The following is a 13701-nucleotide window of genomic DNA, read 5'->3' as shown; positions in this document are numbered from 1 at the left end:
TGGTGGTTTCTTCTGGCGGAAGGTGGTATACTGAGAGGAAGAAGTGATCAGAAATAAAGACTAGGAGATTGATATTATGCTGTTAAATACCCCTGAAACCCGTTTTGAGGAAATATACCGGATTTATGAGGGATCCTTTCCGGATGTTGAACGCAGGACCAGAGAAGGGCAGAAAAAGGTTTTTGGCGACCCCTGCTATAGAATCCGTGTTGTGGAAGAAGAGGGGGAGATTCTGGCTTTTCTGGGATATTGGGAGCTTTCGGCCTGCGTTTTCTTAGAGCATCTGGCAACCACTGAAAAATGCAGGGGAAAGGGATACGGAAAACAACTGGTGGAAGAGGTTATAGGGGAGAGTTCAAAGCCGGTGTTTCTGGAAATAGAGCCTGTTACAGAAGAAGACCCCATGACAGGCCGCCGGGCCGGATTTTATGAGAGGATCGGCTTTCATTTGAATTTCTTTTACTATGAACAAATGCCTTTAAAAGCCGGGGATATGCCGACGCCATTGCAGATTATGAGCTATGGGAAGGGTGTGACGGAGGAGGAATTTAAGGTGTATAAGGAAGAGATTTATGAGACGGTGTACGGTGTGAAAAACATATAGAGAGGGCTGTCAGGTTGTAATCAGTGGGAAACCAAAGAGGGATATAAGGATAAACGCTTATATCCTTTTTGTTTGTCCAAATCAGTGATTTCTCACGGAACAAGCCGGGGACTGCATATATTAATAGTAGCGCGATACCCAGAGTGCACGACGTAAGATTGGTTGAGTAAGAAAAGAAAAAGGAGTTAATAAAGTGAGCCGATATAAAATTTGTGTATATGCCATCAGTAAAAACGAGGAACAGTTTGTGGACCGCTGGATGGATGCTGTATCAACTGCCGATGCCGTCATTGTGACGGACACGGGCTCAACGGATGGGACTGTTGAAAAGCTGCGGGAAAGAGGAGCCATTGTTTATGAAGAGACCATATCCCCCTGGCGGTTTGACACAGCCAGAAATGTGGCCTTAAGCCATGTCCCGGAGGATGCGGACATCTGCGTTTCCAACGATTTAGACGAAGTGTTTGAGCCTGGCTGGAGAGAGAAGCTGGAGGAGGCCTGGAAGCCGGGGCATACCAGGGCAAGCTATTTGTTTGCATTTACCTGTAATCCTGACGGAACGCCAAAGAAACAGTTTCCCATGGAAAAGATTCATATCAGGCACGGATACCGCTGGGTCCATCCCGTCCATGAGGTTTTAGAATACACAGGGGAAGGACCTCAAAATACCGTGTGGGTGGAAGGGCTTCATCTGAACCATTACCCGGATTTGTCAAAACCCAGGAGCCAGTATCTGCCCCTTTTGGAGCTGTCTGTGCAGGAAAATCCCCTGGATGACAGGGCTGTGTTCTGGCTTGGAAGAGAATATATGTACTACGGAAAATTTGACGAAGCCATCCAGACCCTGAAAAAGCATTTATCTCTCCCAACGGCAAAGTGGGATGAAGAACGGAGCGCTTCCATGCGTTTTCTGGCCCAGAGCTATGAAGGAAAGGGAAACTTAAAAGAAGCGAGAGCATGGCGTTACCGGGCCCTTGCAGAATGCCAGTATGTGCGGGAGCCTTATATGGCTCTGGTAAAGTCAGGATATAAGGAAAAGAACTGGCCTCTGGTCTATGCAATGGTGGAGAAAGGCCTTTCCATCACCCAGAGCACAGGAAGCTATCTGGTAGAACCGGAGAACTGGGGATATTCCCTCTATGATTACGGCGCCATCAGCACCTATGGGCTTGGGCTTTATGAGAAAGCCAGGGAGTATGCCAAAGAGGCCTTAAAGCTGGAGCCGGATAATAAAAGGCTTCAGGACAATTTAATGCTTATCGAGGAGAAATTCAGCCAGCGGGTCAAAGGGGAGGAAGGCTCATGAGTCGCTTAAAAGTATGCGTTTATGCCATTTGCAAAAATGAGGTTCATTTTGTAGACCAATGGATGGACTCCATGAGCGAAGCGGATATGATCGTGGTCACGGATACCGGTTCTGATGACGGCACGGTAGAGCGTCTGAGGGAACGGGGAGCCGTTGTATACGTGGATATAGTTAAACCGTGGAGGTTTGACGTGGCCCGGAATATTTCCCTGGACCATGTTCCTGAGGATGCAGATGTATGCGTGTGCACGGATTTAGACGAACGGTTTGAACCGGGTTGGAGGAAGAACCTGGAAGATGCCTGGGTGAATCATAAATCAGCCATAAAAGGATCTTCGGCAAAACACGGAAGATATCTTTATAACTGGAGCTTAAAGCCGGATGGAACTCCAGACGTACAGTTTTATTACTTTAAGGCCCATGAGCGGAAAGATTTCCGCTGGAAGTGCCCGATTCATGAGCACGTCCAGTATACAGGGAATCTGCCTCTTGAAATCATATACATTGAAGGAATGGTGCTCAACCATTATCCCGATATGTCAAAGTCCAGAGGCTCTTATCTGCCTCTTTTGGAGCTGGCAGTAAAGGAAGACCCGGATGATGAGCGGATGCGGTATTATCTGGGCAGAGAGTATATGTATAAAAAGGAATGGGAACCGTGCATTGCTGCTCTGAAAGAATACTTAGACCTGCCATCTGCCCAGTGGCGCGATGAGCGGTGCGCTGCCATGCGCTGGATTGCAACCTCCTGCTTCCATCTGGAGAAAATAGGGGAAGCTTACGGCTGGTATTGTAAAGCCATCGCAGAAATGCCGGAGCTTCGTGATCCCTATGTGGAATTTTCAAATATGTGCTATGAATTAAAAGACTGGCCCATGGTGTATTTTCTGGGAAAGGAAGCCTTGAAGATCAAAGAAAAATCCAGGACTTTTGTCAACATGGGATATTCCTGGGATTATACACTGGATGATCTTTGTGCCATCTCCTCTTATTATCTGGGCATGAGAGAGGAAGCCTTAAAACATGCGAAAAAAGCGCTGGAATACGCCCCGGATAATGAGCGTCTGAAAAATAATCTGGATTTAATCGCAGCCTCTGGGGAATAATTCCCCAGAGGCAAAATAAGCGGTTGAATTAAAAACTGCCTTGTGGTAGGATGAAGATGGTCAGTTATTTCAAAAGTAAAAAAGGAGGTTGATATTCATGGATATTCGTTATTCTGCAAATCAAAAAGATTTCAAACGATATACAACAGAAGAAACCAGAAATGAATTTTTAATTGAAAACTTATACATTGCCAATGAGGTAGTTGCTGTTTATTCTCACGTGGACCGTATGGTTACATTAGGCTGTATGCCTACCACAGAGGCTGTTTCCATTGACAAGGGAATCGATATATGGAAGAATTTTGGTACAAGCTATTTCCTTGAGAGAAGAGAGGTAGGAATCTTCAACATCGGCGGACCTGGAAAGATCGTAGCAGACGGGGAAGAGTTCAAGATGGGCTATAAGGATTGCTTATATATCACCAAAGGCACAAAGGAAGTGTTGTTTTCCAGTGACGATTCTTCCCATCCGGCCAAGTTTTACATGGTGAGCGCTCCGGCCCATAAGGCATGTAAGACAACCTTTATTCCTATTGAGAAGGCAGCTAAAAAGCCTCTCGGCGCTATGGAGACCTCCAATAAGCGTGTGATCAACCAGTTCATCCATCCGGACGTGCTGGAGACCTGCCAGCTTTCCATGGGCCTGACAGTTCTGGACCCAGGCAGCGTATGGAACACCATGCCGTCACATACTCATGAGAGGCGTATGGAAATTTATATGTATTTTGAGATTCCTGAGAACAATGTGGTATTTCACATGATGGGCGAAGGAAAGGAAACGAGACATATTGTGATGCAGAATGAGCAGGCTGTCATCAGCCCCTCCTGGAGCATTCACTCAGGCGCGGGTACAAGCAATTATACCTTCATCTGGGCAATGGGCGGAGAGAATCAGGCATTCGATGATATGGATACCATTCCTACTACGGAATTGAGATAGTGTTTTAAAGTGTTTTAAATGGAGAAGCAGATGCAGCCCTTTGGGCGCATCTGCTTTTTCACTATGTGAAATCTCTGTGAAAATGTGGATATCTGCATGACTATTTGGTAGAATAGAGTGCATAAACGTAAGGTGAATTTGCCTGTAGGGTGTTCCTTGTAGAGCAAAGTGAATTCGCCCACAGGACGAAGAGAGGACTCCCTAGTGAGTTTAGTAATAACAAGGTATGATTTCAGGAGGTTATTATGGAAGCATTAAAAATATTAGTAGTAGACGATGAAGCCAGAATGAGGAAGCTGGTAAAGGATTTTTTGAGCGTAAAAGGATTTTCGGTGATAGAGGCAGCAAATGGAGAAGAAGCAGTGGATATATTTTTTGAGCAAAAAGATATTGTTCTGATCATTTTGGATGTGATGATGCCTAAAGTGGATGGCTGGGAGACCTGTAAAACCATCCGTCAATATTCCCAGGTCCCTATCATCATGCTGACAGCAAGAGGAGAAGAACGGGATGAGCTTCAGGGCTTTGAACTGGGCGTGGACGAATACATTACCAAGCCTTTCAGCCCCAAGATTCTGGCAGCCCGCGTGGATGCCATATTAAGGCGCAGCAAGGCTGTGACTTCCGATGATTTGGAGGTGGGAGGAATCTGCATGGACAGAGCGGCCCATCAGGTCACCATTGACGGGAAAAACATTGATTTGAGTTATAAGGAATTTGAACTTTTGGCTTACTTTCTGGAAAATCAGGGGATTGCCCTGTCCAGAGAGAAGATTTTAAACCATGTCTGGAATTACGATTATTTCGGTGATGCCCGGACCATTGACACCCATGTGAAGAAGCTGAGAAGCAAAATGGGGGATAAGGGAGATTACATCAAAACAATATGGGGCATGGGGTATAAATTTGAGGTGAAGGAATGAAACACTCCATTAAAGCGCGTTTTGCCGTGGTTTTTGTGTGTCTTATGGCATTTGTCCTCGTTTCCACCTGGTGCATCAACACATGGTTTCTGGAAAGCTTTTACACCAGAGACAAGGTGCGGATTATGGGAAAGGCATATGCCTCCATTGACAAGCTGGTGGGAGAGGCAAATGACAGCGGAGAAAATATCATATCATATTACATGGATTCCTATGACCCGGATATGAAAAATGAAGGGGTCCCCCAGAAGATGTTCAGGGCCTTAGGGGAAAAGTACAACCTGATGATGGTGCTGATCGACAGCACCACAGACGAAGTCCTCATTCCCACAAACGGGGACAGGCAGTTTTTGAAAAACAGGGTGGAGGCATATATTTTTGGACGAGACATGCCTGATGCCAGTATTTTGAAAAGATATGACAATTATATTGTGCAAAAGACTTATGATAAGCGTTCCGATTCCTATTATCTGGAAAGCTGGGGGTATTTTTCGGATAATAAGACCATATTTCTGCTGTCCATTCCCCTTGCCAGCATACGGGACAGCGTGAACCTTTCCAACCGGTTTCTGGCTTATGTGGGGGTGGCGGCTTTGGTTGTGGGCAGCTTTTTCATTTATCTGGTCACAAGAAGGATTACATCTCCGATTCTTCAGCTTGCGAATTTGTCTGAAAAGATGTCTTCCCTGGATTTTGACGCCAAGTATACGGGGCAGGAAGAGGACGAGATCGGTGTGCTGGGAAACAGCATGAATAAACTGTCGGATACCTTGAAGGAAACTATTGGGCAGTTGAAGCGGGATATTGAAGAAAAAAATAAAATTGATGAGATGCGGAGGGATTTTATTGCCAATGTTTCTCATGAGTTAAAGACTCCTATTGCTTTGATTCAAGGGTACGCGGAAGGGCTGACCGAAGGCATGGCTGAGGACCCGGAGAGCAGGGATTATTACTGTGAAGTGATCATGGATGAAGCCGGCAAGATGAATCAGATGGTCCGGCAGCTTTTGAATCTTACAGCTCTTGAGTTTGGAAACGATACTCTTCAGGCTGAGGCCTTTGATCTGACGGAATTGATTCAGGGTGTGGTGAATTCTGTGAAGATTCTCATTCAGCAGAGAGAGGCTGATGTGGTGTTTGTGAATAGCGGGCCCATTGCTGTGTATGCAGATGAGTTTAAAATAGAAGAGGTGGTCACCAATTATTTGAACAATGCGCTGAATCATCTGGATGGGGAACGTAAGATCGTTATCACTGCGGAGGAAAATGGAGACGAAGCACTGGTGACCGTGTTTAATACGGGGCAGAACATACCGGAGGAAGATTTACCCAAGCTGTGGTCCAAGTTTTTTAAGGTGGATAAAGCCCATACGAGAGAGTACGGAGGGAGCGGTATTGGACTTTCTATTGTGAAGGCTATTATGGATTCTCACCGGAAGGGGTGTGGGGTCAGGAATGTGCAGGGCGGAGTGGAGTTTTGGTTTACTTTGGACTGTTATAAGGAAAATATCTGAAATATACTATATAGATATATTATTTGATACGGATACATGAAAATTTAACTATGAAAAAATCAGTGTAATTGATGATGCTATTCAGTTTAGCAAAAATGAATGATTTTTAACAGAATAAGGTATATATTACCATACACCTTGTTCTGTATTATGCGCCCAGCGGGCGTATGTTCTAAAGGGTGAAAGTTGTGTGTTCTGAAAACTGTCATCAGCTTACCGGTGAAAATCCGGTCGAGGTAATTGCCAGTGAGCCTTGTAGCAAGCCTCCAGTGCTCTTGGGTGGCTAATTATGTTGAAGCGAGGTATACCTATGTGAAATAGGTGTAAATTAACAGTCCGTAATATTAAGTGAATTCTATAGTATCGTTACCTTAGACCTCATAAGAGGGCAAGAGGGAGTCGAGTTATTGACTTTCTGATGAAGATCATGGAAGACGTGAAGATACTGGAAAAGCAACGTTGAAGAACCCTTCGGTGTAGAAGATGCGAAATGTTAAGATAGTTAGTGATGAAACAGAAGAGACCTTATACCGCCATGCTCCATAAACATGTAATTTAAGATATAAGTGTACACATGAAATTATTGAAGAAGCGATATTAGGAGTCAGAGGAGTCTATAGGATATACGAATCGCTGATAAGATAAGCAGTGGGAGAAAGGTGGCTCTGTTTTAATCATGATTAACGGAAAGTTAATGGGTTATTTTAAAGCATAAAGTAACCGATATAATAACATTGGAATAAAACGGAAAATCTTTTAATACAGGTTTTGGGAAGAGGAGTAAGATAATGGATATTAATACAACAAGCCCTGCAAACCTTTGACCAGGAGATCGTTTTAGTGCAAAAAAATGATGTATGTTAAAAAAATGACAGTAGTTGGCTGTTTGAGATATTAGAAACAGCAATTTCAGATCAAGTTATGATTTTGGTGGGTAAGGTTCCTGCATTTCTTGATGTAAATTATTGTGAATATATATAAACTATGATAAGATAATGCCGATAATGTGCATGGATAAAGCCAGATTCGTTATCTTGTTGAAATAGAATAATAAGCATATTATAAATTTAATATAAAAAGTACACTGTGGTATAAAAGGTAGAGATGTTCTGATATAAGACGGATTTATTAAGTAAATCAGCTAATATTGGTAGGCTTTGGTTAGTGAAGTATCGCTAAGTAAAATGCATAAATATTATGAATGATAAAAAGCTGCTTATACCTGTGAAAGGGGCCATATGGGAAAGATAAAAAAAGAAGAGTTGCTTACGTTAGTGAAAGTTTTCGAGCAGCTGAATGAAAAATTTGAAAAGAAAAGTCAATTTGTGGATGTAAACAACCTTGCACAGTGCCAGGCGCAGGCAATTGATATGGGGAATTACATAGAAATAGCTTATGAAGATATGGATGTATCTTCAATTATTTATTTATTAGAGGAATACTGTGAGCATTTATACCAGCTAAGTCAATTGGTAACTGATGCAGATAACCGTAAAATAGCAAAAAAAATACATAAATTACTGATTAATCTACAGAATGATATTCGGTACAAGTTACCAGAAGATAAGAAAGAAATTGTATTTCTGCCTTATAATGCAGCCATGTGGGATAGCATGGAGAGTATTTGGCTGGCAGCAAAAGAAGATGAAAGATGTGAGACTTATGTAGTGCCAATTCCATATTTTGATAAAAATCCAGATGGCAGCTTAGGGCAGATGCACTATGAGGGAGACCGATATCCAGATTATGTACCGATTACCTTGTGGCAGGAATATAATTTGCCTGATCACAATCCTGATATAATTTATATTCATAATCCTTATGATAATTGGAATTATGTTACAAGTGTTCATCCCAATTTTTACGCAAGCGAATTAAAAAAATATACAAAAGAATTAATCTATATCCCATATTTTGTTTTGAAAGAGATTGATTTAGATGATCAAGCAGCAATTAATGGTATAGAGCATTTTATTACTACACCAGGGGTCATCTACTCCGATAAGGTAATTGTACAATCGGAGAAAATGAAGCAAATTTATGTGAATGAATATCTAAAGTTTGCAATAGAAAATGGACTACAGGACGAACATATTGATAGAAAATATCAGGAAAAAAGGATATTAGGGTTAGGAACCCCTAAAGTTGATAAGGTTTTTAGGACCAAAAAAGATGATATGGAAATACCAAAAGAATGGTCAGAAATAATTCGGAAGTCTGATGGAAATTGGAAAAAGATAATCTTTTATAATACAAGCATAGCTACTCTGCTCGAGCATAATGAACAAATGTTGGAAAAGATAGAAGATGTGTTTGCTACATTTAAAGAAATGGGGGATGAGGTGGTTTTGCTTTGGAGACCGCATCCACTGATACCCAATACTATAAAGTCCATGCGACCTGACTTGTGGAATCAATATAGAAAAATTGTAGAAACATATAAAAGAGAAGGATGGGGCATTTATGATGAAACCGCGGATATGGACAGGGCTGTGGTGTTGAGTGATGCATATTACGGTGATGCCAGTTCGGTACTGCAGTTATATGAAAAAACGGGAAAGAAAATACTTGAACAGCAAGTCTTTTGCCGTAAAGATACCAGAATAATAAATATATGGCCCTCAGATTTTGCTGTAAGCGGTGAAAAGATTTGGATGATGCACGGTAAACTGAATGGGTTATTTGTATATGATACATGTATGAAAAAAACAACATTTATTGGCAAGGTACCATGGGAGCAGAATATGAATGAACAGTTGTATTGTGGTATACATGTTTATCATGAAAAAATATATATGATTCCTACATGGGGAACCTGTATTACGATGTATGATATTCGAGAAGGCTCATTTAAAAAGATAGAATCAAATCATAAAAATGGAGAAGTAAAGGGGAAGTTTATAAAATCATATCAGGTTGGACAGTTTCTCTATTGTATTCCTTTCTATGGAAGTTATTTTATGAAAATAGACATGGAATCAGATAAAGTGATCGGTTATATAAACTGGAAAAATAGCTTTCCGGAGGAGGAAAAAGGCTCTTTATTGATTGTTGATGCCGTTCTTACTGATGAAAATGAAATAATAGGTATTATACCGAGGCTGAAGAGCTTGTTTATTTATGACATTTCCACTGACAGTATCCGTTACCAGGCGTTAGGAAGTTTCAAAATTCAATTTTCAGCCTTGACTTATGTTGAGAAAAGTCTGTATTTATTTAGTCCTGATACTAAATCAATTTATAGATATAATCTTTCAAGTAAGGATCATGAATTGGAAGAGTATAAATTGGGGATACTGAGCAGTTGTAAACTGCATAATCTCTGTAATAAATGGATTATGCAGGATGGAGACCTTCAGGATGAAAAAAGATTGTTTTGTGACGTTGTCCCTCCAATAATATTTGATGATTCAACTGAGATGACTCGAAATTCATTAGACTATACTTATTTTCATGGAATTATGAGGTGCTTTGAAGGCAAGTGGTATTATTTTGATCGGGTTAAAAACACGTTATATGAAATTGAGGAAGATGGAAAATATAAGCAGTATCAATTTTGCATTGAAATACAGATATTAAAAGACATTTACAATGAGGAGATTGGAGTGCAGAGAAATATCAAAGAAATGGAATTGTATAATTTAGAGATGTTTCTTAAAGATATTAAGTCTTCTGATAATGTGATAAATTACGAGAAATTTAATATAGGAACTATGATACATAGACAATTAACAGGAAAATAGGAATTAAAATAAGGAGAGACATACAAATGGAGTATAGAGACTACATTCATCTATGGTTAGATGGCCTTTATGATGAAATAGAGTTTTGGAAGAATTACATGGAAAAGCGTGGAGATGAATTCGGTAAGGCGGACTACGAGAAAGAAGTTCGTGCTAATTCTAAGTTTCAGATGGAAGAAGACCTGCCTGATGACCAGAGTCGTTTAATAAAGTTTATAGATGTAGGTTCAGGACCATTTTCTAAATGTGGCCGGGTGACTGATAAATGTATGCTGGAAATTAGCTGTGTGGATCCACTGGCGGATGTATATGAAATCTTAAAGAAAGAAAATGGTATAAATAACGGTAATAGAATCAGAAGAGGGTTTGTCGAAATGTTGGATAAGCAATTTGAAACGAATACATTCGACATAGTACATATGAGTAATTCGCTGGATCATAGTTTTGACCCTCTATATGGCATCTTACAGATGCTCAATATTTGCAAGATTGGCGGAAAAGTAATTCTAAGACATTCAGAAAATGAAGCATGTAATGAAAATTATGAGGGGCTCCATCAATGGAATTTGTCTCTCCACAATAATGAAAATTCGTTTGTGATATGGAATAAAACGGAACGGTACGATGTTTGTAAGTCCCTTTCTGCTTATGCAGATATTGAACTGCATCCGGATGTAATGTGGCAGGATGGCACATGGAAGCACAACAAGGTTGTGTTAACAAAGAAAAGGGAAATTGAACTTCCGCATCGTGATTATTTGTATATGTTATTTTCTAATATGTATGAGGTTTATGCAAACACTATGTGGGATTTGGCAAATGCAGGAATAGGAAATCGTATTAGCAGACATAGAGAGGAACTTGAAAAAAGAATTATAAAAGCAGATGCCAGTGAATTGCTGAGAAAGTTTTCCTCATATAATGTTGTTATTTATGGACTTGGAAAAGTAGGGAAAGCACTTGTCGATAAGCTATATGAAGTGAATATGCCTGTAACGGTTATTGACAGGAAACCGATTTCATATAAAACGGTGTGCAGCATAACAATGGATGAGTATGATTTTAAGAATAATGATTTAATTATTGTTACAGTGGGATATGATGGAAATATAATTAAAAAGGAATTAGTGGAACATGGAGTTTCAGATGACCATATCATATTTGCTAGTGAAGTTATTGAGTATGAGGACTGGAAGTAATGCATAGTGGGAATTACGGTCAACGAATCATTGCTATAGCTGAAAAGACAATACCGGATAATCTTTTTATAGAATTTAAAACAAAGGTGCGAGAATTATGGAAGAGGTCTTAGTGAAAGATAAAAAGAAAGTTATTGTTGTTTTTGGTACACGCCCAGAAGCAATTAAAATGTGTCCACTGATAAAACAAATAAAAAAGAGTACAGGCTTGGAATGCAGTGTTTGTCTTACTGGTCAGCATCGGGAAATGCTTAAACAGGTAATGGATGTTTTTGAGATTGAGGCAGATTATAATCTTGATATTATGAGGCCCAATCAAACATTATCCTCAATTACAATAGATATATTAAATAATCTAGGCGATATTATAAGAAAAGAGCAACCCGATTTGATCTTGGTACATGGGGATACGACAACTTCATTTGCAGCGGGTTTAGCGGGATTTTATGAGGGGGTTCCTATCGGTCATGTGGAGGCAGGACTTCGCACTTACAATATAAGGTCTCCGTATCCAGAGGAATTTAACAGACAAGCAGTAGACTTGATTGCTGACCTTTATTTTGCGCCTACATGTAATTCAAAAGAGAATCTATTACGGGAAGGTAAGAAAGAAGATCATATTTATATAACTGGAAATACGGTGATAGATGCTCTTTCTATAACAGTCAAAGAAGGGTATGAAAATGAGAACCTGGATTGGGCAAAAGGCTCAAGGTTAATTTTAGTAACTGCTCACAGGCGAGAGAATCTTGGAGAACCGATGCACAATATGTTTCGTGCTATTCGAAGAATTGTGGAAGACTTTGACGATGTGAAAGTTATATATCCATTACACATGAATCCCAAAGTGCGGAAAGTTGCTAATGAAGAATTGGGTAATCATAATCAGATTCGCTTAATAGAACCACTAGATGTACTTGACTTCCACAATTTCATGGCAAAAAGTTATCTGATACTGACAGACAGCGGAGGAATACAGGAGGAAGCGCCGGCACTTGGTAAGCCTGTACTTGTTATGAGAGACACCACTGAACGTCCAGAAGGAATAGAGGCGGGTACATTGAAACTTGTAGGAACAACAGAAGAAACCATTTATGATTCTGCAAAAGAATTGCTGACAAATCAAATTGTATACGAAGGAATGAGTAAATCAGCAAATCCTTATGGAGACGGTCATGCTTCAGAGAGGATTATTGCAGCTATAGAATCTTACTTTAAAGGAGTGCAGTAATTGGCAAAAGTATCTATTGTCTTACCGACATTTAATGGAGAGAAGTACATAAGGGAATCTATTGACAGTATCTTAGGACAGTCGTTCCAAGATTGGGAATTAATAGTTGTGGATGATTGCTCTAGTGATAATACGGCAGTGGTTATTAGGGAATATGCAAAAAAAGATCAACGAATTCAAATGATTCAGAATGTACAGAATCAGAAGCTGCCCAAATCTTTAAACATAGGATTTAAAAAAGCAAAAGGTGATTATTTAACTTGGACATCTGATGATAATATATTTCTTGCCGATGCCATAAAAAGTATGGTGGAATATTTGGATCATAATTCAAAAGAATATATGGTACGTGCAGATATGTACTTAATTGATGAACATTCACAGATTATAGGTAAGTCCGAAACATTTTTACTAGATGATTTGTATCTGTATAATTTGATTGGGGCGTGTTTTCTATACCGAAGAGAAGTATTAAGTACTGTAGGGGACTACAATGCAGATTTATTCGGTGTTGAAGATTATGATTATTGGTTGCGTATTTATGAGCAATATAATACAATTGGGCATATCAGCCAACCACTATACTTGTACAGATATCATACACAAAGCTTAAGTAATCAAAAACGAATGCTGATTGCCAAACATAGAACAAATATGAGACTGAACCATTTCTCATATATATCAAAGGATTTAAATAAACGGATTGATAAATTAGTAGAAATATATTGTCAAATGCTTGAAAGCGGTCTTAGCCAATCACAGATTCCCGAGAATTTATATGAATTAGTACCCCTATTGAAAGGAGACTTTGCAGGTTCGTGCGATATGCCATACATTGTATATGGGGCTGGAAATTATGGAGACAGAGTTTATGAATTACTTGGGGATAAGATAGCATATTATGCTGACAGTGATCCTGATAAAGAAGGAAGGAAGAAAAATGGAGTCACAATAATAAGCATTAAAGAGCTATCTGAAAAATTGGCAAAATATCAAATACTTATAGCAGTGTCCGCAGAAAAGATGTGGGAAGTTCTCCTTAAGCTTGATACGTATGGTATAAAAAAAATTTGTACTTATCAATTGTTCCTATCAGAAATGAATATGAATGGTGGAAAGACATGAGGTAATGTGA

At 39.8% G+C, this 13701-nt stretch carries 9 protein-coding genes and 1 pseudogene; all 10 read left to right on the top strand.

Annotated features, from left to right (window positions below; genetic code table 11):
• Positions 1–76 precede the first annotated feature (76 nt).
• The 10 genes and pseudogenes from QM657_RS09925 (at position 77) to QM657_RS09880 (ending at position 13691) form a co-directional block, all read left to right on the top strand.
• Positions 77–604 (top strand): GNAT family N-acetyltransferase, encoded by a 528-nt coding sequence (locus QM657_RS09925; RefSeq protein ID WP_415066480.1) that lies wholly within the window; start codon positions 77–79, stop codon positions 602–604.
• Between the two features lie 193 nt (positions 605–797).
• Positions 798–1910: a glycosyltransferase gene (locus QM657_RS09920; RefSeq protein WP_415066479.1), complete on the top strand. Its 1113-nt coding sequence runs from the start codon at positions 798–800 to the stop codon at positions 1908–1910.
• Entirely contained in the window at positions 1907–3016 is a 1110-nt protein-coding gene (locus QM657_RS09915) for a glycosyltransferase (protein WP_415066478.1), read from the top strand. The genes QM657_RS09920 and QM657_RS09915 overlap by 4 nt, the downstream gene beginning before the upstream one ends.
• A gap of 97 nt (positions 3017–3113) precedes the next feature.
• The gene (gene kduI, locus QM657_RS09910) at positions 3114–3956 is read left to right on the top strand and encodes a 5-dehydro-4-deoxy-D-glucuronate isomerase (RefSeq protein WP_415066477.1); all 843 of its coding nucleotides are present in this window, start codon (positions 3114–3116) and stop codon (positions 3954–3956) included.
• A 245-nt stretch (positions 3957–4201) separates the two neighbouring features.
• Positions 4202–4879, top strand: a complete 678-nt coding sequence (locus QM657_RS09905) for a response regulator transcription factor (RefSeq protein WP_415066476.1) — start codon at positions 4202–4204, stop codon at positions 4877–4879.
• Complete coding sequence (locus tag QM657_RS09900) at positions 4876–6393, top strand: ATP-binding protein (RefSeq protein WP_415066475.1); 1518 nt, start codon at positions 4876–4878, stop codon at positions 6391–6393. The genes QM657_RS09905 and QM657_RS09900 overlap by 4 nt, the downstream gene beginning before the upstream one ends.
• A 1238-nt stretch (positions 6394–7631) precedes the next feature.
• The gene (locus QM657_RS09895) at positions 7632–10136 is read left to right on the top strand and encodes a hypothetical protein (RefSeq protein ID WP_415066474.1); all 2505 of its coding nucleotides are present in this window, start codon (positions 7632–7634) and stop codon (positions 10134–10136) included.
• 26 nt (positions 10137–10162) lie between these two features.
• Positions 10163–10633 (top strand): annotated as a pseudogene (locus QM657_RS09890) (methyltransferase domain-containing protein); the annotation flags it as partial.
• 814 nt (positions 10634–11447) lie between these two features.
• Positions 11448–12566, top strand: a complete 1119-nt coding sequence (gene wecB, locus QM657_RS09885) for a non-hydrolyzing UDP-N-acetylglucosamine 2-epimerase (protein ID WP_415066473.1) — start codon at positions 11448–11450, stop codon at positions 12564–12566.
• The gene (locus tag QM657_RS09880; protein ID WP_415066472.1) at positions 12567–13691 is read left to right on the top strand and encodes a glycosyltransferase; all 1125 of its coding nucleotides are present in this window, start codon (positions 12567–12569) and stop codon (positions 13689–13691) included. It abuts the gene before it with no gap.
• Positions 13692–13701 lie beyond the last annotated feature (10 nt).

Origin of the sequence: Lacrimispora sp. (assembly GCF_047605665.1) — a bacterium.
Lineage (GTDB): Bacteria > Bacillota > Clostridia > Lachnospirales > Lachnospiraceae > Lacrimispora.
The sequence above is the reverse complement of the archived record's forward strand: the minus strand, read 5'-3'. Positions and strand labels throughout refer to the sequence as shown.

Coding starts and splice junctions, on each gene's coding strand:
- QM657_RS09925 (WP_415066480.1), top strand. CDS start 77: ATGCTGTTAAATACCCCTGAAACCCGTTTTGAGGAAATATACCGGATT.
- QM657_RS09915 (WP_415066478.1), top strand. CDS start 1,907: ATGAGTCGCTTAAAAGTATGCGTTTATGCCATTTGCAAAAATGAGGTT.
- kduI (WP_415066477.1), top strand. CDS start 3,114: ATGGATATTCGTTATTCTGCAAATCAAAAAGATTTCAAACGATATACA.
- QM657_RS09905 (WP_415066476.1), top strand. CDS start 4,202: ATGGAAGCATTAAAAATATTAGTAGTAGACGATGAAGCCAGAATGAGG.
- QM657_RS09900 (WP_415066475.1), top strand. CDS start 4,876: ATGAAACACTCCATTAAAGCGCGTTTTGCCGTGGTTTTTGTGTGTCTT.
- QM657_RS09895 (WP_415066474.1), top strand. CDS start 7,632: ATGGGAAAGATAAAAAAAGAAGAGTTGCTTACGTTAGTGAAAGTTTTC.